21 protein-coding genes are annotated in these 23,961 nt (G+C 65.7%); 3 read left to right on the top strand and 18 right to left on the bottom strand.

Annotated elements, in window-relative coordinates; genetic code table 11:
• Nucleotides 1-80: 80 nt before the first annotated feature.
• The 18 genes from Q9235_RS25630 to Q9235_RS25545 all read right to left on the bottom strand — a co-directional run bounded on the left by Q9235_RS25630 (nt 81) and on the right by Q9235_RS25545 (nt 20,748).
• Nucleotides 81-1,202 carry a mandelate racemase/muconate lactonizing enzyme family protein gene (locus tag Q9235_RS25630; RefSeq protein ID WP_291547733.1) on the bottom strand — a complete coding sequence of 374 codons (1,122 nt, stop codon included), beginning with the start codon at nt 1,200-1,202 and terminating at the stop codon, nt 81-83.
• Nucleotides 1,203-1,230: 28 nt separating this feature from the next.
• Nucleotides 1,231-1,590 (bottom strand): RidA family protein, encoded by a 360-nt coding sequence (locus Q9235_RS25625; RefSeq protein ID WP_061963748.1) that lies wholly within the window; start codon nt 1,588-1,590, stop codon nt 1,231-1,233.
• 35 nt (nt 1,591-1,625) lie between these two features.
• The gene (locus Q9235_RS25620) at nt 1,626-2,990 is read right to left on the bottom strand and encodes an FAD/NAD(P)-dependent oxidoreductase (RefSeq protein WP_306224561.1); all 1,365 of its coding nucleotides are present in this window, start codon (nt 2,988-2,990) and stop codon (nt 1,626-1,628) included.
• Nucleotides 2,987-3,319, bottom strand: coding sequence for a (2Fe-2S)-binding protein (locus Q9235_RS25615; protein WP_113587420.1), 333 nt, complete (start codon nt 3,317-3,319; stop codon nt 2,987-2,989). The genes Q9235_RS25620 and Q9235_RS25615 overlap by 4 nt, the downstream gene beginning before the upstream one ends.
• A complete protein-coding gene (locus tag Q9235_RS25610; RefSeq protein ID WP_306224560.1) occupies nt 3,309-4,445 on the bottom strand; it encodes an NAD(P)/FAD-dependent oxidoreductase in 1,137 nt (378 codons plus the stop codon). Before Q9235_RS25610 ends, Q9235_RS25615 begins: the two co-directional genes overlap by 11 nt.
• A gap of 97 nt (nt 4,446-4,542) precedes the next feature.
• Nucleotides 4,543-5,337 (bottom strand): ABC transporter permease, encoded by a 795-nt coding sequence (locus Q9235_RS25605; RefSeq protein WP_142115850.1) that lies wholly within the window; start codon nt 5,335-5,337, stop codon nt 4,543-4,545.
• Between the two features lie 11 nt (nt 5,338-5,348).
• Complete coding sequence (locus Q9235_RS25600) at nt 5,349-6,221, bottom strand: ABC transporter permease (RefSeq protein ID WP_306224559.1); 873 nt, start codon at nt 6,219-6,221, stop codon at nt 5,349-5,351.
• The gene (locus tag Q9235_RS25595; protein WP_306224558.1) at nt 6,214-7,281 is read right to left on the bottom strand and encodes an ABC transporter ATP-binding protein; all 1,068 of its coding nucleotides are present in this window, start codon (nt 7,279-7,281) and stop codon (nt 6,214-6,216) included. Before Q9235_RS25595 ends, Q9235_RS25600 begins: the two co-directional genes overlap by 8 nt.
• A gap of 49 nt (nt 7,282-7,330) precedes the next feature.
• Nucleotides 7,331-8,413: an ABC transporter substrate-binding protein gene (locus Q9235_RS25590; protein WP_306224557.1), complete on the bottom strand. Its 1,083-nt coding sequence runs from the start codon at nt 8,411-8,413 to the stop codon at nt 7,331-7,333.
• Between the two features lie 173 nt (nt 8,414-8,586).
• On the bottom strand, nt 8,587-9,573 hold the full coding sequence (locus Q9235_RS25585; protein ID WP_306224556.1) for a LysR family transcriptional regulator: 987 nt from the start codon (nt 9,571-9,573) through the stop codon (nt 8,587-8,589).
• 100 nt (nt 9,574-9,673) lie between these two features.
• Nucleotides 9,674-10,306, bottom strand: a complete 633-nt coding sequence (locus Q9235_RS25580; protein WP_306224555.1) for a tyrosine-type recombinase/integrase — start codon at nt 10,304-10,306, stop codon at nt 9,674-9,676.
• A gap of 371 nt (nt 10,307-10,677) precedes the next feature.
• On the bottom strand, nt 10,678-11,793 hold the full coding sequence (locus Q9235_RS25575; RefSeq protein WP_306224554.1) for an acetate/propionate family kinase: 1,116 nt from the start codon (nt 11,791-11,793) through the stop codon (nt 10,678-10,680).
• Nucleotides 11,790-12,737 carry a bifunctional enoyl-CoA hydratase/phosphate acetyltransferase gene (locus Q9235_RS25570; protein WP_306224553.1) on the bottom strand — a complete coding sequence of 316 codons (948 nt, stop codon included), beginning with the start codon at nt 12,735-12,737 and terminating at the stop codon, nt 11,790-11,792. The genes Q9235_RS25575 and Q9235_RS25570 overlap by 4 nt, the downstream gene beginning before the upstream one ends.
• A gap of 9 nt (nt 12,738-12,746) precedes the next feature.
• A complete protein-coding gene (locus tag Q9235_RS25565) occupies nt 12,747-13,868 on the bottom strand; it encodes an alpha/beta fold hydrolase (protein ID WP_091862357.1) in 1,122 nt (373 codons plus the stop codon).
• A gap of 82 nt (nt 13,869-13,950) precedes the next feature.
• Nucleotides 13,951-15,843 (bottom strand): heavy metal translocating P-type ATPase, encoded by a 1,893-nt coding sequence (locus Q9235_RS25560; protein WP_091862362.1) that lies wholly within the window; start codon nt 15,841-15,843, stop codon nt 13,951-13,953.
• Between the two features lie 36 nt (nt 15,844-15,879).
• The gene (locus Q9235_RS25555) at nt 15,880-17,013 is read right to left on the bottom strand and encodes an ABC transporter permease (RefSeq protein ID WP_306224552.1); all 1,134 of its coding nucleotides are present in this window, start codon (nt 17,011-17,013) and stop codon (nt 15,880-15,882) included.
• A gap of 1 nt (nt 17,014) precedes the next feature.
• Nucleotides 17,015-19,747 carry a ribosome-associated ATPase/putative transporter RbbA gene (gene rbbA, locus Q9235_RS25550; protein WP_306224551.1) on the bottom strand — a complete coding sequence of 911 codons (2,733 nt, stop codon included), beginning with the start codon at nt 19,745-19,747 and terminating at the stop codon, nt 17,015-17,017.
• Nucleotides 19,744-20,748, bottom strand: coding sequence for an HlyD family secretion protein (locus Q9235_RS25545; RefSeq protein ID WP_113587616.1), 1,005 nt, complete (start codon nt 20,746-20,748; stop codon nt 19,744-19,746). Before Q9235_RS25545 ends, rbbA begins: the two co-directional genes overlap by 4 nt.
• A 313-nt stretch (nt 20,749-21,061) precedes the next feature.
• On the opposite strand from Q9235_RS25545, the gene Q9235_RS25540 reads away from it, so the two are divergent.
• The 3 genes from Q9235_RS25540 (at nt 21,062) to Q9235_RS25530 (ending at nt 23,952) form a co-directional block, all read left to right on the top strand.
• Nucleotides 21,062-21,520, top strand: coding sequence for a hypothetical protein (locus Q9235_RS25540; protein ID WP_306224550.1), 459 nt, complete (start codon nt 21,062-21,064; stop codon nt 21,518-21,520).
• Nucleotides 21,521-21,532: 12 nt separating this feature from the next.
• Nucleotides 21,533-22,933 carry an exonuclease domain-containing protein gene (locus tag Q9235_RS25535; RefSeq protein WP_306224549.1) on the top strand — a complete coding sequence of 467 codons (1,401 nt, stop codon included), beginning with the start codon at nt 21,533-21,535 and terminating at the stop codon, nt 22,931-22,933.
• A gap of 122 nt (nt 22,934-23,055) precedes the next feature.
• The gene (locus Q9235_RS25530) at nt 23,056-23,952 is read left to right on the top strand and encodes an ABC transporter permease (protein ID WP_422678243.1); all 897 of its coding nucleotides are present in this window, start codon (nt 23,056-23,058) and stop codon (nt 23,950-23,952) included.
• Nucleotides 23,953-23,961: the final 9 nt, after the last annotated feature.

The following is a 23,961-nucleotide window of genomic DNA, read 5'->3' as shown; positions in this document are numbered from 1 at the left end:
AACGGACGTGCGCCAGGAGCGGACTCTCGCTCGTCGCCCGGAAGCAGACATTTTGCGTAGGATGGCCGAGAAGCGCGCCATTAGGCGCGAACAGTCCTTTTTGCGACCGCCAATTGGGCCAGCGCCTCCTCATCGATCTCGACGCCGAGCCCCGGAGCCTCGGACAGGCTGTAGCTGTCTCCTTCGATCATGGGCCCCTGCCGGACGAACTGGCTGCGCGAAGGCGGATTATCGTTCTCGTAGGATTCCAGGATCACGAAATTAGCCACCAGCGCCGCCAAGGTCACCGATGCAGCGATCGCGACGGGTCCGTGCGGATTATGCGGCACGACGCCGATGTTGTAGGTCTCGGCCGCGTTTGCGATCTTGATGGCCTCGGTCAGCCCGCCGACGCGGATGATCGAGGGTTGCACCAGCCCGACGGCCTGCCGCTCGATGATCTCCGCGAATTGCCGGCGGGAATGCAGCCTTTCTCCGAAGGCGATGCGGGTCCGTGTGGCGGATGACAGCCGTGCCAGCGCGTCCGCGCTCTGGAACTCGGTCGGCTCCTCGACGAAGACGAGGTCGCAATCGGCGACGCCAGAGCAGAACTGCGCCGCCGAGGCCCAGTCGAGCCGGCGCCAGAGATCGACCATCAACCCGATCGACGGGCCGACGGCGGCGCGGACCGCCTGGACCTGCGCCACCGCCTTCGGCACGTCGTGCTGCCGAACGCGATACTGCAGCTGATCGGCGGTCCCGAACGGATACCATTTCAGGGCGGTGGCACCGCGCGAAACCGCGTCCTGCGCCTTCTGGATCAGGTCATGGGTCGATCGGTATCCGGCCCACCACTGGTTCAGGTAGACGCCGACGCGATCCCGAACGGCGCCGCCGAGGAGTTTGTGCACCGGCAGGCCATAGGCCTTGCCGGTGATGTCCCACAGTGCCTGGTCGATCGCGGCGAGAGCCGCCATGCTGCTGGCGCCCTCGCCCCAGTAGACCTTGTCCTTGAGCAGGCTCCAGTGCTTCCCGACCGTGGTCGGATCCTGCCCCGCGATGGCCCGAAAGCCTTCCTCGATGCCGGCGGCGACGGACGGCCAGCGATGGTCGAGCGTCGCCTCGCCGAAACCGACGATTCCCCGGTCGGTCTGGATGGCCGCGTAGAGGTAATGCTTGTTGGCATCCGCGAGCACATAGGTTCGCAACTCGGCGATTTTCATGGCCCGCCCCCTGTGCCCTGCTCCGAGATTACCGGCCGGCCGCGGCCGTCACGATGATCTCGACGAGAACGTCCGGCGCACCCATCTCGCATTGGGCCGTCGCACGGGTCGGCGCGGCGTTCGGTGCGGTCCAGGCATTCCAGATCTCGTTCATGCCCTCGAAATCGCGCGCGAGGTCCTTGATCCAGATCTGCGCGGTCAGGACGCGACTCTTGTCGGTGCCGGCCCTGGCAAGGAACTGCTCGATCTTTTCGAGCGTCTGCCGGGTCTGCCCCTTGATGTCCTGGCTGCGATCGTCGGCGGTCATGCCGCCGACATAGACGACGCCGTTATAGACGACGACGCGGCTGCGGCGCGGATCGGTTTCGATGCGGACGATGTCGTTCATGGTCTTCTCCTCGTGGTGAAATGGAGGGCGGGAATTCAATCGCCGAAGTCGCCGAGCATGACCGGCTTGATCGGCGCCCTGATGCGGTAGTAGCCCACGTCGTCCGGCGTGACGCCGCGTGCCTCGGCGATGATCTCGGTCACCGTCAGCCCGCACAGGCGCCCCTGGCAGGGGCCCATTCCACAGCGACCGAACGCCTTCGTCTGGTTCGGGCCGCGGCAGCCGAGCTCGACATAGCCGCGGATCTGCCCTGCCGTGACCTCTTCGCAGCGGCAGACGATCACCGCGGAGTCACGCGGGATGCGGTTCGCATCGGCCGGGCGGTAGAGGGTGTTCAGGAAGCGCCGGATATGGCTTTGCCGTTCGAATAGAGCGAGCAGCGCCGCGCGCCGGCCGGAATCGACGGCGTTGCCGGCACGCTCCGCGATGGCGAGCGCCGACAGTCTTCCCTGGGTCGCCGACGCCCGCGCACCGACGATCGCCCGGCTGTCTCCTGCAACGTAGATCGGCGTTTCGCCCAGCCGGCCCCAACGGTCCGTCTCGGGCAACCAGCACAGCTGTTCGCCGTCCCAGCGGTGGGCCCCGCCCGTCGACCACGACAATTGCGTATTCGGCACGACGCCCTGATGCAGCAGGACCAGCGACGCAGGCAGCGTCACCCGCCGGCCACGATGGAGAAAGGAGAGGCCCTCGGCTTGCCGCTCACCCTCGATCGCGAGATCACTCGCGGCAGAATAGAACCTGACTCCATGCCGGCGCAGCGTCGCGATCAGCTTGAGGCCCTTGGCGAAATCGCGCCAGCCGCGCACGGCGCCGACACCGTGCCGTATCGCGCCCAGATAGCCCGCCCCTGCCGTCGTATCGACGATGGCCGCGATCGTCACGCCGGCACGGAGATATTGCCAGGCGAGGAGGTAGAGCAGCGGCCCGCAACCGGCCAGGACGACCGGCCCGCTGGGCAGGGCGCCGGAACCTTTCAGCAGGATCTGCGCGGCGCCTGCACCCAGGACGTCGGGAAGCGTCCAGCCCCGGATCGGAAACGGCCGTTCCATGGCGCCACTGGCGAGCAGCACGGCCTTGCCGACGACGTGTCGCGATCGTCCATCCGCGACATAGTCCACGGCGCCGTCCTGCGCGACGTTCCAGACGGTCGCTCCATGCAGATGCCCGGCACCGCTGTTGCGGAACTCGGCCGCGAGACTGCGCCCGGCTTCGTAATCCCTGCCGAGAACCGCGATGCGATCGGCGGGCGCGGCTTCGATATTGCGATAGATCTGGCCTCCGGGCGCCGGCTGCTCGTCGAGAACGATCACGGAGAGACCGAGCGCGCGCGCCTCGCAGGCCGCAGCCATGCCGGCGGGTCCGCAGCCGACGACGACGAGATCCGCCGCAGCGCTCATGGCTCTTCTCCGAGGCTGAATTCATCGAGATGGGCCGCACCGAGCTGGCGCGCGACGACCATCCCTTCGTGGACGGGAATCAGGCAGCTTTGCCGCGCCGGCACCCCGTCGATCTCGACGAGACATTCAAAGCAGACGCCCATCATGCAGTAAGGCGCGCGCGGAACACCGCCGACGACGCTCGACCGGAATTCCCTGACGCCGCCGACGAGCAGGGCCGCGGCAACCGTGATGCCGGCTGGAACCCGCAAGGGCGTGCCCTCGAAGACGATCGTGACCGAGGCGTCGGCCGGCGCGTCCGGCACGGTGAAGAGCGGTTCAATGGTCATGGGAGAAGCTCGCGTCGGCGTCCAGGAAGCGATCGCCGGTGAACACCTCGAACCCGGCCGGCACCTGCGAGAGACCGGCCATCCAGGGGCCGACGACGTAGCAATGGGCCGCCGCGAGCGTGACGCCGCTATGGCTGGTGGCGAGGAAGGCCCCCGGGCAGGACGCCGATTCCTGGTAGATCGGGTAACCGTCCGGAGTCAGCGGCCGCAGGGCGCCCCACGCCCGGACAAGGCGCGCGCGCGCCAGAGCCGGAAAGGTTTCGACCGCGCGGCGTGCCAGTATCTCGATCTTGTCGGTCGTCGTGCCGTCGTCGAGGCCGACATCCTCGGAGGTCGAACCGATCTGGACGCTGCCCTCCCGCGTCTGCCGGCACTTGTTCGTGGGGTAGTCGAGGAACGGCTTCAGCCGCTCGGTGATGAGAACCTGGCCGCGCGTGGATGCGATGGGGGCGTGCAGGCCGACCTGCGCGGCCAATCCGGCGTTGCCGAGCCCTGCCGCCAGCACGATCCGGTCGCTCTTCCAGCTCTGGCGATCCTGCGAGACCGCCTCGAAGGACCCGTTGGCGGGATCGTGCCTGATCTCGGCAATGTCGACGCCGGTGATCACATCCGCCCCGCGATGGCGAAGCGCGGCATGCAGGCCGCGCAGCAACATCAGGGGATTGGCGTGGCCGTCGAGCGGGCAGAAGCTCCCCCCCACCACGGCCGGCCCGATCCCGGGGAGATATTGCCGGAGCTCGGAGGGGTCCATCATCTTGAAGGGGATGCCGCCGACCTCGCGATCGATCCGTTCCAGAAGATCGGCGCGCGCCCTGACATCGGCATCGTCGAAGCCCAGCCAGAAGCCCCCCGGCTGTTCGAGACCGGCATCGACATCGGTCAGATCGACCAGTTCCTTCTGCAGGTTCGGCCAGAGCTTCAGCGCATCGCGGCTCCAGCTCGCGTAGCGGGGCATCTTGCCGCCCTTGCTCGAGACCCAGACCAGGCCGAAATTGCCGCGGGAGGCGCGAAACGCGGTATCTCCCTGGTCGAGAACGCGGACGCGCATTCCCGCCCGCAGCGCTCCGTAGGCAATGGCGGCCCCGACAAGCCCGCCCCCTACCACCGTCATCGTCTGGCTGCTCATGTCCGCAACTCCGGTCCAGGCCGGCTTTCGTCTCGAATTTCGGGCGCAACTGTCCTGCCGGCGCCGATCGGGCGACCGGTCGGGACGGTCGTTTCGGCTATTTCTTTCCGATGAGAACCCTGTCCAGGCCGACCATGCGGTCGAGGATGAACATGAAGGCCATCGTTCCCAGGATCAGGATGGTGGAGACCGACGTCGTCACCGGATCCGTGAGCTGGGATATGCGGTTGTAGAGCGCGACGGGCAGCGTCGTGGTTCCGGGCGTCGCGACGAAGATCGTCATCGTGACCTCGTCGAAGCTCTGGATGAAGGCGAGCACCCATCCCGCCGCGACGCCCGGCAGGATGAGCGGCAGGAGAATGCGGCGGAAGGCGACCGCTCGCGAGGCTCCGAGCGACCGGGCGGCCGTCTCCGCGTCACGTTCGAGCCCGATCACGGCGGCGAGCGTCAGCCGCAGCGAATACGGCACGACGGTGATCGCGTGAACGAGCACCAGGGCCACGAAGGAGCCGGTCCACTCCATGATCGAGAAAAAGCGCAGGAAGGCGACGCCGAGCACGACATGGGGGATCATCAGCGGCGACATCAGGAACGCCATCAACCCGTCGCGTCCGAAAAACCGATGACGGGCGATCGCGAGCGCCGCGGGCACCGCGACGATCGTCGCCAATGTCGCCGAGGCCAGACCGAGCCATATCGACAGCCAGAACGCGCTGATCAGTTCCGGCGCCGCCAGGATTTCCCGGTACCAGCGCAGCGACATGCCGTCGAAGGGCATCGAAAGGTATTCCTTGTCGGAGAGCGAGACCAGCATCACCACGACCAGCGGTGCCAGGATGAACACGGTGAGCAGCGCATGGAAGACCAGCGCAAGCGGCCCGTTCCTTGAGATATCCCGGCCGCTCATGCGAACACCTGCTTGAAACGCCGCTCGACGAGCCGGTTGCAGCCGACGATGATCAGGATGTTGGCAAGCAGCAGGAGCACCGCGATCGCGGCTCCGAGCGGCCAGTTCAGCGAGTTGAAGAACTCGTCGTAGAGCGTGGTGGCGACGACCTTGACCCTGCGCCCGCCGATGATCGCCGGGGTGGCATAGGCCGATGCCGCCAGGGCGAAGACGATGATGGCTCCGGACAGGATGCCGGGCATCAGCTGCGGCAGCATGATGCGGCGGAAGGTGGTGAAAGGCCCCGCTCCGAGCGAGCGGGCCGCGTGCTCGATCTGCCCATCGAGGCGCTGCATGGCGCTCCACACGGCAATGACCATGAAGGGCAGGAAAACATGGGTCAGGACGATGATGACGCCTGTCATCGAGAACAGCAGCCGGATCGGCTCGTCCACCAGGCCGAGCCCGCGAAGCGCCGTGTTCACCACGCCCTGGCTGCCGAGCAGCACCGACCAGCCCAGCGTGCGCACCACGACGGAGATCAGCAGCGGCCCGAGGATCACGACGAAGAAGGTGCCGCGCCAGACCGGCTTCATCTTGGCGAGGATCAGGGTCTCGGGCACCCCGAGGACGATGCAGATCAGCGTGACAGCGAGCGCCATCCCGCCCGTCCGCAGGAAGATTTCCCGGTAGTAGCCGTCGAGCAGGACTTCGAGATAGTTGCCGAAACCATAGCTCTGCTGGATGCCGCGCATGCCGTCGAAGGCGTTGAACGACAGGATCGCAGTCAGAACCAGCGGAATGGCCAGCAAGGCGAGAAAGAGCGCGAGAGCCGGCAGCGAGAGCAGCCAGGGCAGGCCGCGGCTGGTCTGGGGGGTCGTGCTAGCCATCGGAACGCTCCGTCGCGATGACGCGCAGATCCTCGGCGTTCCAGCTCACTCCGATCGTTTCCCCCTCCTCGGGCTGCACCGTCCCGGTATTCTGCTGGGTGATACGAAGCATGCCGAGTTCGGTCTCGATTTCGTAGATCCACGACCCGCCGAGGAACAGGCGGGTACTGACACGCCCCTGGAGGGTGGCCTGGTCCGGCGAGCCGAGGCGGAGGCGCTCCGGGCGGACGAACACGGCGATCTCGGGGGTCACCTGATCTTTCGCGACCCTGGTCCGGAACGAGGTCGGTCCGACCCGGACGGTCGCCTCGTCGGCGATCCGGCTTTCGATCCGTCCGCTCAGCACGTTCGTGTGCCCCAGGAAGCTCGAAGCGAATTGCGATGCCGGCCTGTCGTAGACCTCCTGCGGCGTGCCGAGCTGCGCGATCCCGCCATTCGTCATGACGGCGATCCGGTCGCTCATCGTCATCGCCTCGACCTGATCGTGGGTGACCAGGATCGCGGTGATGCCGAGCCGCCGCTGCAGGGAGCGAAGCTCGACATGCATCTCGCCGCGAAGCTTGGCGTCGAGATTCGACATCGGCTCGTCCAGCAGGAGAACCCGCGGACGGATGGCCAGGGCGCGGGCGATGGCGACACGCTGGCGCTGGCCACCGGACAGCTCGCTGGGATAACGCCCCTCGAGACCGGCCAGGCGGACCATCGCCAGGGCCTCTTCGACCCGTCGCTTCAGCTCACCGCGCTCGACCCGGCGCATCTCAAGGCCGAAGCCGATATTCTGGGCCACGGTCATATGCGGAAAGAGCGCATAGCTCTGGAAGACGACGCCCATGTCGCGCTTCTCCGGCGCGATGCTGGTCAGGTCCTGCCCGTCGACGACGATGCTCCCCGTCGTCGGCGGAACGAAGCCCGCCACCATCTGCAAGGTCGTCGTCTTGCCGCAGCCCGATGGGCCGAGCAGCGAGAGGAATTCGCCTTCGTTCACATCCAGGTCCACGCCGCGAACGGCCTGGACCGGGCCATAGCTCTTCGACAGGGCGCGCAGAGACAAACTGCTCATTTCGATGGGCCTTCGCTTCGACGGCTGCGGAGATCGGGCGCTTGCGCCCTTATCTCTCGATCGTGCGGTTCCAGCGATTGGTCCACTCGGCGCGGTTCTTGTTGATCTCGCTCCACTTGACCGAGATCATCCTGCCGACGCGCTCATCGCCGTAAGGGACCTGCGCGGCCAGCTTGTCATCCAGCCTGGTCTGGCGATTGGTGGGGCCGAAGCCTTCCGTGGCCAGCTTCGCCTGGATCGCGGGCGTGACGAGATATTGCAGGAAAGCCTGCGATGCTTCGGGAAGACTGTTCTGGACCACCGGGCAGGCGCCGAGCACGAGCGCGGGCGTTCCCTCCTTCGGATACACGAATTCCATCGGGAAGCCGGTGTTCTTCAGTGCGATCGCGCGGCTGCTGCCCCAAACGGCTACGTCGACATCGTTGTTCTGGAACATCTCGGCTAGCTTCGCGGGCGAGGAAGACCAGCTCAGGACGTTCGGCGCCAGCGATTTCCGGATGGAGTCAAAGCCGGGCTCGATATTGCTCTCGTCGCCGCCGTTGATGCGAGCGAACATCACGAGCGTATGGACTCCGTAGGTGCCGGACAGTGAGGAAGCGGTCAGGCGCCCCTCCAGCTTACTGTCGGTCAGGTCCTTCCAGGAGGAGGGCGCCGGCCAACCCTTCTTCTTGTAGTTCGCCGCATTGTAGGCGATGCCGGTCGCCACCAGCCCGACGCCGATGCCATTTCCGCCGAACTGGGCGAACGGATAGATATCCTTGTAGATCGGAGCGTCGCTCAGCTTGTCGCAATAGCCGAACTGGATCGCCTGATAGAGCGGCCCGTCATCGAAGATGGCGACATTGATCTCCTGCTTGCCGGCCTGAGCCTGCAGCTTCGCGACGATCTCGCTCGAAATCCCGGGAACGTAAGTAATCTTGACGTTATGCTTGGATTCGAACTCGGGAATGATCTGGCTTTGGAAGAGCTTCTGCGTGCTGCCGCCGGGCCCGGCGACATACATGGTTTGCTGAGCCAATGCGGGGGAAGCAAAAACCAGGGTTCCCGCCAGCAACAGATTACGAAATCGATTCATGACCCCTCCGAATTTTTTATCTGATCTGAGATGCGGCGCGCGCTCCTCCGGCGCCACGATCTCATAAGCAGGCAGGCTATGAACCGCCTGTCATTAGAGCAAATAGAAATACACCGGGGGTCTATGCAGTTATGATATAGGCTTTGCCGCGCTTCGCCTTTGGCCATCGAGGGTTTCCGGGCCGAGCCCCAGGAGCCAATCGACGCTCGTCCCGGCGAGCCCTGCTATTTTTAGCCGCGTTCCCGCACCGCCGAGAGGGCTGCCTTCTCCTCCATCGTCACGGCCTTGAGGATCTCGATGAAGCTCGCGACCAAACGGTTTTCCGGACGCCCCTTCGGATAGATTAGCCGGGCTTCATGCTTGATCGAGGGGCGGAAGGGACGCATGACGACGCCGAGATGCCGGTAGTCCTGCGCCGCGAGCGGATTGACGATCGCCACGCCGAGCCCTTGCGCGACCAGCGCGCAGGTGATGGTGCTGAACGGCGTTTCCAGGGTGATGCGCCGATCGATGCCGGCCTTCGAGAACACCTCGTCGACGTCCGAACGGCCGTGGTCGTTCTGCGCGAAGGAGATATAGGGCTCGTCGGCGAGATCGGCCGGGCGCACTGCCGCCTTACCGGCCAGGCGATGCTCCGCCGGCATCAGGCAGACCCCGTCGACGCTATAGAGCTCCTCGCTGGAAAACCCGTAATTCTCGTAGAGATGCGATACGATTCCGACATCGCAGGACATTTCATCCACCCATTGCGACACCGCCGCGGAATGTCCCGCATGAATCGAAATACCGGTTTCCGGATAGATTTCCGCGAAGCGCTTGATCGCGCGGGGGATCAGGCCGTGAGCCAAGGTTTGGATCGACCCGATTCGCAACAGTCCCCCACTGAACCGGCGGATACGGTTCGCCGCCTCCTCCAATCGCCTAAGACCGTGGAAACTGCGCTGAACCTCGTTGAAAAATGTCAGGCCGTCCGTGGTTGGCACCACTTTTCCCGGCATCCGCTCGAACAATTGCAGTCCGATGGCCTTTTCCAGCTGCGCGATCGAGCGGCTGACATTCGGCTGCGAGGTATGAAGGATACGAGCGGCCGCGGTGGTGGAGCCGGTGATCATGACCGCGCGAAAGGCCTCGACGTGAGAAAATCGCACTCCTTCGCGCTCCCTCAAAGCACTCGGCATCCGAATCTGCCCGTCCTTGGCACATGGCGGCGCCATCATTCGCGGCACCGTGCCGTCTGCCTGGATCGAGCGCAACGGTGCCGATGACGTCGAACGCCAATTCCTTCCGACTGAACCGGGCCGCGCTCGCGTGGCCGAATTACCGCCTGCGGCTGGCTAGCTCCGAAAGGAGAAGCGCATCGTCAACCTCGATGCCGAGGTAGCGCACGGTGCTTTCCAGCTTCGTGTGACCGAGAAGAAGCTGGCAGGCGCGCAGATTGCCGGTGCGCTTATAGATCAGCGCGACCTTCGTGCGCCGGAGACTGTGCGTTCCGTAGAGCGCTGGGTTCAATCCGATCAGGGCGACCCAGTAGTCCAGAAGGCGGCCGTATTGGCGCGTTGTGATGTGATCGCCAGGCCGGCTGCGGCTCGGGAAGAGCCAGTCGTCCTCACGCGAACCTCGCTTTCTAAGCCAGGCGGCAAGCGCTTCCCGGGCTGAGTCCGTCAGTTCGAATGGTACCGGCCGCCCGGTCTTCTGTTGAACGATCGCGGTTCGGAGGCGAACAGTGCCTCCGAGGACGACATCTCCGACCCGAAGGCGAACGAGATCGCAACCCCGCAGCTTGCTGTCGATTGCTAGATTGAACATGGCGAGATCGCGAGTTCGCCCTTCATGCTGAAGCCGCGTCCGCAACGCCCAGATGTGCTTTGGCTTCAGAGGTGGTTTCGGCCCGATGATGCGCCCGAGGTTCCAGGCCTGATGGGGTAGTTGGTTCTGCGCTTGGATAGCCATGGCAGATCCCCTTCTTGGGATGCCGCATCCACCAAAATTCTATCAAAGACGGATGGCCCTCTCACGCCTCTTGGCCAAAACCGCGGCGAGGAGCGCGCCCTGCGCCAGTTGCGGACGTTGGGCGGCCTTCGAGAAACAGACATTGGCGCGCCCGGAAGGTCACCTGTCCTCTCTCGATATGAGCCAACTTCAGTTTTGCAATGACCACAGCCGGCAATGGACGTTTTCGATGACACGCCCCGCTGTCGATCAGCCTGTGTAGTCGCCATTGCTCAAGAAGCGACGTATTGCGATCTGCATGTCGACTGAGCGGGTGAATTCGCTCGCTGCCCCATGCGGAGTGCGTCACGCGGCTGTAAGAGCTATTGTCTCTATCCCTCTCCGGCGAGACATGCGCGCGCTTGCAGCGCCATCACACGCTCTTCGTTCGCCTTGATCACGATGACTTCGAATGCGCCGAGAAAGCGGAGGCGTTCGACGATCGCATCGCGCACCGGAGCTGCGTGCTCGCCGATGCCGCCAGTGAAGACGAGCGCGTCGATCCCACCGATGGCGGCGGCCATGAATGCAGCGAACTGCGCGACCTTGAGCGCGAAATAGTCGAGAGCGAAGCGGGCGCGCGGGTCGTCGCTTTTCAGCAGCGTCTCGACGTCGTTGGAAAGGCCCGACAACCCGAGCAGACCCGAGCGTTCATAGAGCGCGTCCGAGACCTCCTGCGCGTTCATCCCCAGGCTCTGGAACATGTAGAGCACCGCCCCGGCATCAAGCGCGCCGCAGCGCGTCCCCATTGGCAGGCCATCGAGGGTCGTCATTCCCATGGTCGTGTCGATGCTGCGCCCGCCCTGGATGGCGCACAGGCTCGCGCCATTACCGAGATGGGCCGCCACGACACGGCCCGCATGGAGATGCGGATGCTGCTCCGCCAGCACCATCTCCAGCCATTGATAGGACAGGCCGTGGAAGCCATAGCGGCGGATGCCCCTGTCGCGCAGATCCTGCCCGAGTGCGAAGTTATGGGTCAGCGCATCGTGCCGGGCGTGAAAGGCTGTGTCGAAACAGGCGATGTTCGGGACGTCGCCCATCAGGCGCCGGGCAGCGGTCACCGCGGCCAGGTTATGGGGCTGGTGCAGCGGCGCGAGCGGCGAAATTGCCTCTAGCGCCGCAAAAACCTCGGGTGTGACCACGACAGCGTCGACAAAGCGTTCGCCGCCATGGACGATGCGATGAACCACCGCCTTCATCCGCCAAGCATCGTCGTGGCGGTCGACGAAGGCGAGGACGGCCGCGAGAGCGGTATCGTGATCGCAGGCCGGCGGCAGCGCGATGCGCTCCCGGGTGCCGTCCGCGAGGCTCGCGTCCATGGCAGGCTCGGGCTCGCCAAGGCGCACGGCCTTGCCGCGCGCCAGAACGTCGAGATCACCGACGCGAAAGACCTGGAACTTGAGGCTGGACGAGCCGGCATTGAGGACGAGGACGGTGTCGATCACTTGATCCGCCCCGTGCGGCGCGCTTCCGCCAGGAGAACGGCCAGCGCACAAGAGAGCAGGCGCGCGCGCAGATTATCGGCGCGGCTCGTCAGGATGATCGGCACGCGCGCACCGAGCACGATGCCCGCAGCGTCGGCACCGCTCAGGAAGGTGAGTTGCTTCGCCAGCATGTTGCCGGCCTCGATCTCGGGCACAAGGAGGATATCGGCATGGCCGGCTACGGCTGAGGCGATGCCCTTCTCCTTCGCTGCTGCGGCGCTGATCGCATTGTCGAAGGCAAGCGGCCCATCGACGATGGCTCCGGTGATCTGGCCGCGATCGGCCATCTTCGAGAGAGCAGCGGCGTCGAGCGTTGCCGCCATATGAGGATTAACGGTCTCGACGGCGGCGAGCACCGCGACCTTCGGCAACTCGCCGATGCCGTTCAGCGCGACATGCCAGAGATTGACGGCATTCTGGACGATATCGGCCTTCGTCATCAGGTTAGGCGCGATGTTGACCGCGGCGTCGGTGATGATGAAGGGCTTGGGATAGCTCTCGATATGCATCACGAAGGCGTGCGAGATGCGCCGCTCGGTCCGCAATCCGGAATCGGCCCGGACGACCGCGCCCAGAAGCTCGTCGGAATGGAGCGAGCCCTTCATCAACGCATCAAGCTCGCCGGCGGCGGCCAGCGAGACCGCCTTCGCTGCGGCTTCGTGGCTGTGCTCGGCATCGACGATCTCCCAGGGCGAGATGTCGATGCCGGCCTCCCGTGCGGCAGCGTGAATGCGGCCGGCCGGGCCGATCAGGACAGGCGCAATCAGCTGCTCGCTGACGGCATCGGCCACCGCCTCGATCACATTGGCCTTGACGGGATGTACCACCCCGGTCCGCACGGCCGGAAGAGCCTCGCAACGGCCGAGCGCGAGCCGGAAGTACTCGGAGGAGGTCAGCGTCGTCATGGCGCCTCTCTAGCTTTGCGCAACAAGCCAGCGGGCGATGCCGGGCCATGTCTCGCCCAGCGTCTTGCGACCCATGAACAGGCCGATATGGCCGCCGGGCACCAGCTTCTTCTCGATCTTTCTCTTCGGCGTGCCGACGAGGTCCTCCGCTGCGAAGACCTGCTCGCTGGTGGTGATGTCGTCCTCAGCGCCGGCCAGCAGATAGACCGGGCAGGTCACGTCCTTCAGGCTGAGGCGCCGACCGAGGCCGACGAACGCGCCCTTGGCGAAGCGGTTCTCCTTGAAGATCTGCTCGATGGCCTGAAGATAGTAGACGCCGGGCAGGTCGAGCGGGTTCTCGTACCAGGCGGCGAAGGTCTCGGTCCGGTCGAGATAGTTCCTGTCGGCGAGGTTCTGGTAGAGCCGGACGAACTTATCGACGTAGTGCTCCTCGGGATGCATGTTCTTCCAGCCGGCGAGCATGAAGCGCCCCGGCATCAGGCCGCGTCCAAGCTTGACCATGTCGCGATAGCTCTTCAGCGGCATGGTCTGCGCCATCTGCTTGATCGGGCCGTTACCCGCGTCGGCATCGATCGGCGAGCCCGCCAGCACCAGCGACTTCACCTTGTGCGGGAAGCGCGCGGCCAGCATCGCACTCAGCCAGCCGCCCTGACAGAGCCCGACCAGGTGCACCTCGCCGCCGAGATCGTCGATCGCAGCGTTCAGTTCAGCCAGATAGGTGTCGATGCTGAAATACCGCATCTCCTGCGTCGCCGGCTTCCAGTCCGTAACGAGGACACGGTCGACGCCGTTCGCCAGCAGCACCTCGACGAGGCTCTGTCCCTTGTCGTAATCGGCAATGGTGGCCCCGTGGCCGGCATAGGGTGCGTCGACCAGGACGGGAATGCTGCCGGCCACTACCTTGCCGAATTCGCGCAGGCGCATGGTCGGCAGGTCGAGCCGCACCGTGTTGGGCGTGGCCCAGTCCGGCGGCGGCGGGCGGGTGATCTTCACGGCCTCGGATAGGAAATCGAGATTGCGCTCGGTCAGGCGCAGCGCGGCATCGACCGGCCAGAACCAGGGTAGGCTGAGCGCGGCGGAGCGGCTCTTCGGCTGGCTCGCTGCCTTCGTCGCGTTGCGGCTGGTCGCCATGGTCGAAACACTCGCTCATCGATTGGCCCCGAAGGGTAGACAGGCAACCTGATAGAGGCAAACGCGACAGCCTTGCGACAGGTCAAACCTCGCCAGCGATGCGCGGCGTCCGGGCGGCCACACCGGGGCGGCCCGGCTGCAACGGCCCGACCAATGTACGCAAGGCGTTGATGATGACGGCGATGTCGATGCCCTGTTGCAGGAAGGCGCCGGCGACAGGCGGGATGTAGCCGAAGGCGGCGAAGACCATCGCGATCCCGGACAGGCCGAGGCCGACGACGATGCTCTGCAGCGCGATCGCCCGCGTCCGCTGCGCGATCGAGACCGCTTCCGCAACGCGGTCGATCCGGTCGACGAGGATCACCACATCGGCGGCTTCGGAGGAGGCGGTCGCTCCTCTCGCGCCCATCGCCACGCCGACATTGGCAGCCGCCAGCGCCGGAGCGTCGTTGAGGCCGTCCCCGATCATAACGGTCGGCTGCCGCGCCTGTTCGGCCGCGACGGCGGCGACCTTGTCCGCCGGGCTGCAATCAGCCCGGACTTCGTTTATGGCGAGCTGGGCGGCGACCGCCTTCGCCGTGCCGGCATCGTCCCCTGTCACCATCAGGATGCGGCTCACCCCTGCCGCGTGTAGGCGCTGCAAGGTTGCGGCGGCGTCAGGGCGCACTGCGTCCGCCATGGCCAGGAAGGCGACCGGTTGGCCCTCGACCGCGATGAAGACAGCGAGCGCCGCCGCCATGTCTCCGCTCGTCCCGGCCGATGTCGCCCAGGGAGGAAGCGGCCCATAGCCCAGCACAAGGCGGCGCGATCCCGCGCGGACATGCCGCCCCTCCACGACGCCTTCCAGGCCGGAGCCGCGGTACTCCCGAACGGCAGTGGGTGCCGACAGGGGCAAGGCCTTCTGGCGCGCCAGCGCGACCAGGGTCTCGGCGAGAACATGGTGCGAGGCTTGCTCGAGCGAGGCGACGAGGCGCAGGATATCGCCCGCCTCGACGCCCGGTGCCGTGTCGAGCGCGATCAGCCGGGCGCCGCCCTCGGTCAGGGTGCCGGTCTTGTCGAAGATCGCCGTGCGGACCTGGCCCAGCGCCTCGATGGCCGAGCTGCCCTTCATCAGGATGCCGGAGCGCGCAGCACGCGAGACACCGCCGATGAAGGCAACTGGCGCGGCGAGGATCAATGGGCATGGCGTGGCGACGACGAGCACCGCGAGCGCGCGGATCGGATCGCCCGACAGCCACCATGCGAGGCCGGCGACGATCAGCGTCGCCGGTAGCAGTAGCAGCGCGAAGCGGTCAGCCATGCGGATGAAGGGAGCCTTGGCGGTCTGCGCCGCTTCCACCATCCGGATGATGCCGGCATAGGTGCTCTCATGCGCCGCGGCCGATGCACGGTAACGGAACGCTTCACCGGCATTGACCGTACCGCTGCGCAGCGCGGCGCCCCGCGTCTTCGTCTCCGGCAGAGGCTCGCCGGTGACGGCGGATTCGTCGAGCTGGGCCCGGACATCGAGCAGTTCGCCATCGACCGGCAGCAATTCGCCGGCGCGGACCAGCAGTTCGTCGCCGGCCGCCACGTCCCCGGCGGCGATGTCGACGAGGCCGCCGGCCTCCTGACGGTGAGCGATGCGCGGCGTCCGGTCCCGCAGCGAGCGGAGCTCGCGTTCAGCCTTGCCGCGCGCATAGTCCTCCAGCAGGTTGCCGCCGGAATACATCATCGCGACGACCACGCCGGCGAGCGGTTCTCCCATGGCGATCGACGCGAGCATCGCTACGAGCGCGATCGCATCGACGCCAAATCGGCCCGCCAGCATGTCCCGCAGCATCGAGACGGCGAGCGCCACCGCAACCGGGATGGTGGCTGCCGTCCAGATCTGATCCGGCGTCCAGAGTCCTCCGAAGCGGCTAGCGAAAAATCCGGCGATGGCGCCGGCTAGCGCGATGGCGAACAGGTTCAGATGGATGACCATCTCACGCATCGGTACCGCTCCGGCCTTGCCTCTCTCCAATCCCCTTCAAGCGAAGATCACTTTCCGGAAGCGGGCGAGCGCGAAGGCGAAATAGGCTGCGCCGATCGCGATGATCTTGGCGATCTCGGGCCAGACGACGTCAAGGCCTGCGCCGCGATAGAGCACGCCTTGCGAGAAGGCGACGAAATGCGGCGTCGGCGAGAAGATCCGCATGATCCATTGCAGCCAGATCGGCATACTTTCCATCGGGGTCGTTGCACCGGACAGGAGCTGCGTCACCACGAAGACCGGGATCGCGAGCAGGCCGAATTGCCCCATCGTGGTCGCCAGCGTGCCGAGCAGGATGCCGAGCGCGGCGACGGCAAAAGCATAGATCGCCGTCCCGAGCACGAAGAGCAGGAGCGAGCCGGTGATCGGCACACCGAGAGCCCACTCGACAACGAGCACGAGCGAGGCCACCGCAGCGACCAGGATGACCAGCGCGCTCGCCACCATCTTGGCGAGCATGATCTCGACCGGCGTGACCGGCATCACGAGCAGGTGCTCGACCGTACCCTGCTCGCGCTCCCGGATCAGGGCCGCACCGGTCAGGATGATTGTCAGCAGGGTGACATTGTTGAGCACCTGCATGACCGAGCTGAACCAGCCGGAATCGAGATTGGGGTTGAAGCGCGCCCGCACCACAAGATTGATCGGCAGCGCCGTCGCTGTCTCGCGCCCGGCCTGCCTGTTCGCGATCTCCGGCGCGATGATCTGCTGGATATAGACCGCGCCATTGCCGGCCTGGGTCATCGCGGTGGCGTCGATATTGAGCTGCAGCGCCGTCTGCCGCCTGGCCAACAGGTCCGCCTGGAACTTGGGCGGGATCTCGAGCACAAAGACGAGCCGGCCGGAGTTCATCTCGGCGTCGATCTCCGAGGCGGCGATGCGCTTTGAGACCTTGAACAGCGGCGGGTTGAAAGCACCGAGCAGCGAGCGCGAGAACTCCGACTGGTCCTCGTCGACGATCCCGATGGTGAGGTCGCGCGCCTCCAGCTTCACGCCGGTCGCAACCGTGTAGACGGCGATGCTGAAGGTATAGGCCACCAGCACCAGCATGATCGGATCGGCACGCAGGCTGCGCAGCTCCTTCACGACGAGGCGCAGGATATTCTGGAGATGGATGACGAGCGCGGCCATCTCACACCTCCTGCTTGCGTAGCGCCAGCTGCGCGACGACGAGGAAGAGCAGGAAGAAGAAGCCCAGCATCACCAGATTGGGCCAGAGCTCGGCCGCCCCCAGCCCCTTGGTGAAGACGCCAACACTGACCGGCTGGTACCAGGCCGGCGGCAAGCTCATGCCGATGATCCGGCCGCCGCCAGAGAGCGAGGCAACCGGCACCATCAGGCCGGAGAAATTGACTGCGGGAATGATCGACAGGATCGCGGTCGCGAAGACGGCCGAGACCTGCGTGCGGGTGAAGCTAGAGATAAGCTGGCCGAAGCCGGTCGTGGCGGAGACATAGAGCAGGGTCGCCAGCACCAGCACCCAGGTCGGCCCCTTGATCGGCACCGCAAAGACGGTGAGCGAGATCAGTGCCAGCATGAAGAAGCTCGCCATCGCCACAGCGATATAGGGCAATTGCTTGCCGAACAGGAACTCAAAGCGGCTGATCGGCGTCGAGCGGAAATTGGCGATCGAGCCGGTCTCCTTCTCACGGACGACGCCGATCGCCGACATGATGGCCGGGATGAGGATCAGCATCAGCATGATCACGCTCGGCACCATCGCATTGGCGCTCTTGAAGTCTTGATTGTAGCGGAAGCGGGTCTCGATCGTGACGGGCGACGGCGCATGGCTCGACGCGGCCTGCGCTGCCGCGAAACCTTGCGCATATTGCGTCGCCAGGCCCGTGACATAGCCGCGGGTGGTCTCGGCCCGGAACGGCATGGCGCCATCGAGCCAGACCGAGAGCTCTGGCGCTCGCGCCGCCATAAGGTCGCGGCCGAAGGAGGGCGGGATCTCGATCGCAAGCTGAATCTCGCCGCTTCGCAGGCGCTGGTCGAGTTCGGCAGCGGAGCGGATCGGCGCCTGCTCGTCGAAATAGCGCGAGCTGGAGAAGGCCTCGACCAATTGCCGGCTCTCCATCAAGTTATCCTGGTCGAAGGCCGCGAATTTCAGGTTCTCGACATCGAAGGAAATGCCGAAGCCGAAGGCCAGCATCAGCAGGAGCGGCCCGAGGAAGGAGAAGCTCAAGCGGATCGGGTCACGCAGCAGCTCCATGGTTTCGCGGCGGGTGCAGGCCCAGAGCCGGCGCGGATCGAAGCGGCGGGCCGGGGGCGCCGGCCGGGTTTCGCCGGCAGGCGCCGCAGCCGCCTCCGCTGGCGTATCCTCAATGCCGGCGGCTTCCTTGAGATAGGCGATGAAGGCCTCTTCGAGCGTATCGACCCCGCGTTTCTGCACCAGCTCCGGCGGGGTGCCGACCGCTAGCACCTTGCCTGCATGCATGAAGGAGATGCGATCGCAGCGCTCCGCCTCGTTCATGAAATGCGTCGACAGGAAGATCGTCACGCCGTCGTCGCGCGAGAGGTCGATCAGCGTGCGCCAGAAGGCGTCGCGCGCGATCGGGTCGACGCCCGATGTCGGCTCGTCGAGGATCAGCATGGCCGGCTTGTGCAGGACGGCGACGGCGAGCTGCAGGCGCTGGCGGATGCCGAGTGGCAGACTCTCTGGCCGCTCGTCGGCGACATCAGCCAGATCGAAACGGGTCAGCAGCTCCGAGATCCGGCCGGGAACCTCGGCCGGTGGCAAATGATAGAGCTCGGCATGGAGCACGAGATTCTGGCGGACCGTCAGCTCGCTGTAGAGCGAAAACGCCTGCGACATGTAGCCGACATTGCGGCGCGTTTCCATGTCGTCGGCCGCGAGCGGCTGTCCGAAAAGCCTGGCCGTGCCTTCGGTCGCGGGCAGCAGGCCGGTCAGCATCTTCATCGTCGTCGACTTGCCGCAGCCATTCGAGCCGAGGAAGCCGAAGATCTCGCCGCGGCCGATGCGGAAGCTGACATGGTCGACCGCAACGAAATCGCCGAAGCGGCGGGTCAGGCCCTCCGCCTCGATCGCAGGTGTCGCATCGTTGCTCACGACCCGCGGCCGCAGCGCGACCTCCCGATGCTGCGCGCGCTTGACTTCCGGCAATAGCGCGACGAAGGCGCCTTCCAGCGTCGTTTGCCCGGCCTTTTCGCGGAGTTCGGCAGGCGTGCCGGTGGCGATCGCCTTGCCGTCATCCATCGCCACGAGCCAGTCGAAGCGCTCGGCCTCCTCCATATAGGCGGTGGCGACGATGACGCTCATGCCCGGGCGGCGGGTGCGGATCGTGTCGATCAGGTCCCAGAACTGGCCGCGCGACAGCGGATCGACGCCCGTCGTCGGCTCGTCGAGGACTAGCAGATCGGGATCATGGATCAGGGCGCAGCAGAGCGAGAGCTTCTGCTTCATGCCGCCGGACAGCTTCGCGGCGGGCCTAGCCTCGAAGGGATCAAGCCCCGTCGCCTTGAGCAATTCGTCGATGCGGCTGCGGCGCTCGGCCGCGTCCTGCCCGAAGAGCCGGGCATGGAAGTCGATATTCTCGAAGACCGAGAGCGTCGGATAGAGATTGCGGCCGAGTCCCTGCGGCATATAGGCGATGCGCCCGCGCCGGGCCTCGCGCTCAGCCTTGATACCGAGATCACCGCCAAGCGCACGGACGTTGCCCTGCTGGATGGCCCGCACCCCGGCGACCAGTGCAAGCAAGGTCGATTTGCCGACGCCGTCCGGCCCGATCACGCCGATCATCCGGCCGGCGGGAATATCGAGGGTCAGCGCGTCGAGGGCGATCACCTTGCCGTAGCGATGCGTGACCCCCGCGAGGCTGGCGGCGGGGCCGGCCTCTGTCATGGCAGCTTCACGGCGAGAGAGTCAGGCCATTTCGCGCTGGGGGACGTGCGGACGAAACCGAGGCCGCGCACGCCCGTCTTCACCTGCCGATGGTATTTCGCGAGCAGGTTGCGATCGACCTGTAGCTTGGCGCGGAAGACCAGCTTCTCGCGCTCCTCGGCGGTCTCGACGGCCTTGGGCGTGAACTGTGCATCGGCTGCGACGAAGCTCACCGTCGCCGGGATGACATATTGCGGCACGGGGTCGAGGATGATGCGCGCTTCGTCGCCCAGCGCGAGCTGCCCCGCCTGCGCGGCCGGCAGATAGATCGTCATGTAGACATCCGAGAGGTCTAGGATGGTGACGACGCGGGTGCCCGCCGCGACGACCTCTCCGCTCCGGGCAAGCTGGTACTGGACGCGCCCGCTGCGCGGCGCGAGCAGCACGAGATCGACCAAGATCGCCTTGATCTGCTCGGCATCGGCCTCGGAGGCGTGGATCGCGAACTGGGCCTGATCGCGCTGCGCCTGGGCGGCTCGCAGCGCCGCGTCGGCCGCGTCGGCCTTGGCCGAGCGCTGGTCGTCGACCTGCTTGCTGAGATATCCCTTTGCGACAAGTTCCTTGCCCCGCTCGGCATCGGTGCGGGCGAGGATCTGGTCGCTCTTGCGCTGGGCGATGAGCGCCTCGGCCTCCGCGAGGGCCTGCCGAGCGCGCAGCACCTGCGCCTGTGCGGACCGCAATTGCGCTTCGTATTCGGGCGACGCGATGCGGGCGATGACCTGCCCGGCAGTGACCTCGTCACCTTCCTTCACAGTGACTTCCGCCAGACGACCGGCATATTTCGAGGAAACGTCGACCTGCGTCGCCTCGATCCGACCGTTGGTCTTGACGATCCCGTCCGGCATCGTGTCGCCTCGCAATCTCTCGATCAATGCCTTGATGCGGGACTGCGCCTGCACACCAGGCGCCGGCAAAACGAGCGCAGCGAGAAGGATTGCTGCAACGGCTCGAAAGCGACGCATCTTGCATCTCCGAAGAAAGTAGGCGGGGCAGGTATAGGCCATCGCCTTAACATGCGGGAAGCAGCGGACCTCGCCAAGCAGCCACTTGGCGTCAGTAAATTTACCCGGCGATGTCGAGTGCTAGACGACGGATCACATCACCTGAAACCGGACGATGCCAAAGTCCGCTAAGGGCCACAGTTGCGCCTTGGGCATATCGGGTTGTCAGAGAGATTCAGGAAGAACGGGAGGGTAGGAACCCGCTACCGGGAACCCCCGCGAACCTGAGCCGACAGAGCCGTTCCGGGTCTTGCGAGCCCGGACGGATATTGGAATGACGAGGAACAACGAGGGCGGTGCCACCGCCCAGGATGATGCGCGCCCGAGCGTGGAGCATCTCGCCCGCTACCAGCGCAGCTACCGGATGACGACGGACCGGCCGGAGCGGTTCTACCGGCTTTGGCAGGAGGCGATGGCGCATGCGCTGCTGCTGGAGCAGCAGCCGGAGCGCAGCTATCCGCAGCACGGCGACCTGACAGGTCTGCAACTGGCCGAAGGGGCGCGTGCGACCGCCCGCTTCTTCGCCTTCATGCTGGCGGAGGCGCCGGCGCGCGAGACCGAGCACTTCGAGGCCAAGATCATGGTCTATGAGGCGATGGTCTTCGACGAGGATGAGTTCCGCCGCTCGCGCACCCCCTGGATGGTCGAGGCCGCGATGCAGCAGGATGCGCACGAACTCGGTATCAACCTGACCAAGGTGCCGGTGACGCCCGGCACCGAGAGCCGGCACTGAGGACGCGGCCCCATGTTCGTGATCTACGATCTCGAGACCACCGGTCTCGAACCGCAATGGAACGTGCCGCTCCAGGCTGCCTTCCTCCACACCGATGAGAACCTCGCCTGCCTTGGCGAGCTCTCGCTGCGCTGCCGCTTGCCGGCTCATATCGTGCCGTCGCCCGGCGCGCTGATGACCACCGGCATCCGCCCCGAACAGCTCGAGCAGGCGCCGCTCTCCTCGACCGAGATGCTCTGCGTCATCGCCAAGGCCCTGGAGTCCTGGGCGCCGGCGACCATCATCGGCTACAACACGATCAGGTATGACGAGGAAATCCTCCGGCACGCCTTCTTCACCCATCTGCTGCCGCCATACGGCACGCAGCTGAATGGCCACCGCCGCGCCGATCTCCTGACCATGGTCAGGGCGGTGGCGATGCTGCAGCCGAACGTGATCTCGATACCGCTGAACACCATGGGCAAGCCGAGCTTCAAGCTCGGTGAGGTCTGTCGGGCCAATGGTATCGCCCTGTCCGAGGACGCGGCCCATGATGCCCTCGCCGACGCGAAGGCGACGCTCGCCCTGTTCCGGCATCTGCGCGAGGTCGCGCCTATAACTGTCGCAACCCTGCTGAGCCTCGCCGACAAGGCGGTCGCGAACCGCAGGCTCGCCGGCGGGGAGGTTCTCGTGCTCGGCGGTTCATCGCGATTGGCGCCCGTCGTCGGCGTGACGCCGAACCCGAACGTCGCAACGTCCTGGGCGGCGGCCGACCTCACGATCGATCCGGCGAGCTATCTCGATCTCGCGGCGGACGAGATCGGCAAGCTCATCTTCAGCTCAGGCCCTCGCCCGATCCGGATGATCAAGACCAATGCCCAGCCGATCCTGCTGGCCTACGAGCAGGGCTGCCACGCCCTGCCGCCTGATCGCGATAGCCCGCTCTACCGCGAGCGCGCGGCCCGTATCCGGGATCACGCCGGATTCCGGGCGAACCTCGCGGCCGCCCTGGCGAACCGCTTCGCCGACCGTGAGCCGTCGCCACACCATGAGGCGACGCTCTATTCCGGCGGGTTCATCTCCAACGACGATGCCCGTGCCTGCGCCCGCTGGCATGGCTCGTCCTGGGCGGATCGTGCCTCGATCGCGGCCGGGTTCAGCGACGAGCGGCTGAAAGCTTTCGCCAACCGGCTGACCTTACTGGAGGCGCCGCAATCGCTCTCGCCTGCAGCGTGGCGGAAAGGCCAGACCTGGCTGCGCGATCGGCTGACGACCGAGGCCGATGTCCAGTGGCTGACGCTGCCGAAGGCGCTCGGCGAGGTAACGACCTTGCGTCAGGCGCTCCCACCCGAAGACATCGGCGGTCACGTCCATCTCGACGGGATCGAGCGCTGGCTGTCCGCGCGCAGTGAGTTCTTCAGGTTCGCAGCCTGAAGCGACGAGACAGCAGCGATGATGACGAAGGCGCCGGAGACGGCGCCTTCGTCGTTTCAGGGACTGCTGGTGAACCTGCTGATCGACCTGACCTATACCCTCGTCGACCCGAGGATCCGCTATTGACCGCGCAATCGACCCCCGCGGCTCCCGCCGCCGCACCGGCCAAGGCCGAACTCGGCCGCGCCGCCCGCTTCCGCCGCTATCTGCGCCGGCATCCATCCGTCGCGATCGGCGGCGGTCTACTTACAATAATGGGACTAGTGGCAGTTCTGGCGCCGCTTCTGGGGACCATTGATCCGACCGCGATCTCGCCGACACGGCGCACGCGCGTGCCCTCCGAGCTCTACTGGTTCGGCACCGACATGCTCGGCCGCGACATCTATTCCCGCGTCATATACGGCACGCGCGTTTCGTTGATCGTCGGGTTCTCTGTTGCGCTCCTCGCCTCGGTAATCGGACTGGCTATCGGACTGTTCGCAGGGTTTGTACGATGGAGCGATGGCGTCATCATGCGGATCATCGACGGCATGATGTCGATCCCGTCGATCTTGCTAGCCATCGCTCTGATGGCATTGACGCGCGGCTCGGTGGGAAATGTTGTCATCGCTGTCACCGTCGCCGAGATTCCACGCGTAGCGCGTCTGGTGCGCAGCGTCGTGCTGTCCCTGCGCGAGCAGCCCTATGTCGAGGCGGCTGTGGCGAACGGCGCACGCACGCCTCGGATCATCTTAAAGCACATCCTTCCAAACACCTTCGCGCCGATGAGCGTGCAGGCGACCTACATCTGTGCGAGCGCAATGATCATCGAGGCCGCGCTTTCATTCATTGGAGCAGGTATTCCGCCGGCCACCCCCTCGTGGGGAAACATCATGGCTGAGGGACGAGCACTCTGGCAGGTCCGTCCGCACATCATCCTGTTCCCGGCGGTGTTCCTGTCGATCACCGTGCTGGCGGTGAACCTGCTCGGCGATGGCTTGCGCGACTCGCTCGATCCAAGGCTCGCAAAGAGGCTGTGACGCCGAGCC

Source organism: Bosea beijingensis, from assembly GCF_030758975.1.
Lineage (GTDB): Bacteria > Pseudomonadota > Alphaproteobacteria > Rhizobiales > Beijerinckiaceae > Allobosea > Allobosea beijingensis.
Note: the sequence above shows the minus strand (reverse complement) of the source record. Positions and strands in the feature narration are given on the sequence as shown.

Excerpts from the sequence above, each read along its gene's own strand:
- Q9235_RS25615 (WP_113587420.1), bottom strand. The coding sequence starts at position 3,319 with ATGACCATTGAACCGCTCTTCACCGTGCCGGACGCGCCGGCCGACGCC.
- Q9235_RS25540 (WP_306224550.1), top strand. The coding sequence starts at position 21,062 with ATGACGAGGAACAACGAGGGCGGTGCCACCGCCCAGGATGATGCGCGC.
- Q9235_RS25535 (WP_306224549.1), top strand. The coding sequence starts at position 21,533 with ATGTTCGTGATCTACGATCTCGAGACCACCGGTCTCGAACCGCAATGG.
- Q9235_RS25580 (WP_306224555.1), bottom strand. The coding sequence starts at position 10,306 with ATGGCTATCCAAGCGCAGAACCAACTACCCCATCAGGCCTGGAACCTC.
- Q9235_RS25600 (WP_306224559.1), bottom strand. The coding sequence starts at position 6,221 with ATGGCTAGCACGACCCCCCAGACCAGCCGCGGCCTGCCCTGGCTGCTC.
- Q9235_RS25570 (WP_306224553.1), bottom strand. The coding sequence starts at position 12,737 with ATGACGACGCTGACCTCCTCCGAGTACTTCCGGCTCGCGCTCGGCCGT.
- Q9235_RS25545 (WP_113587616.1), bottom strand. The coding sequence starts at position 20,748 with ATGCGTCGCTTTCGAGCCGTTGCAGCAATCCTTCTCGCTGCGCTCGTT.
- Q9235_RS25610 (WP_306224560.1), bottom strand. The coding sequence starts at position 4,445 with ATGAGCAGCCAGACGATGACGGTGGTAGGGGGCGGGCTTGTCGGGGCC.
- Q9235_RS25630 (WP_291547733.1), bottom strand. The coding sequence starts at position 1,202 with ATGAAAATCGCCGAGTTGCGAACCTATGTGCTCGCGGATGCCAACAAG.
- rbbA (WP_306224551.1), bottom strand. The coding sequence starts at position 19,747 with ATGACAGAGGCCGGCCCCGCCGCCAGCCTCGCGGGGGTCACGCATCGC.
- Q9235_RS25625 (WP_061963748.1), bottom strand. The coding sequence starts at position 1,590 with ATGAACGACATCGTCCGCATCGAAACCGATCCGCGCCGCAGCCGCGTC.
- Q9235_RS25620 (WP_306224561.1), bottom strand. The coding sequence starts at position 2,990 with ATGAGCGCTGCGGCGGATCTCGTCGTCGTCGGCTGCGGACCCGCCGGC.
- Q9235_RS25585 (WP_306224556.1), bottom strand. The coding sequence starts at position 9,573 with ATGATGGCGCCGCCATGTGCCAAGGACGGGCAGATTCGGATGCCGAGT.
- Q9235_RS25560 (WP_091862362.1), bottom strand. The coding sequence starts at position 15,843 with ATGCGTGAGATGGTCATCCATCTGAACCTGTTCGCCATCGCGCTAGCC.
- Q9235_RS25595 (WP_306224558.1), bottom strand. The coding sequence starts at position 7,281 with ATGAGCAGTTTGTCTCTGCGCGCCCTGTCGAAGAGCTATGGCCCGGTC.
- Q9235_RS25555 (WP_306224552.1), bottom strand. The coding sequence starts at position 17,013 with ATGGCCGCGCTCGTCATCCATCTCCAGAATATCCTGCGCCTCGTCGTG.
- Q9235_RS25565 (WP_091862357.1), bottom strand. The coding sequence starts at position 13,868 with ATGGCGACCAGCCGCAACGCGACGAAGGCAGCGAGCCAGCCGAAGAGC.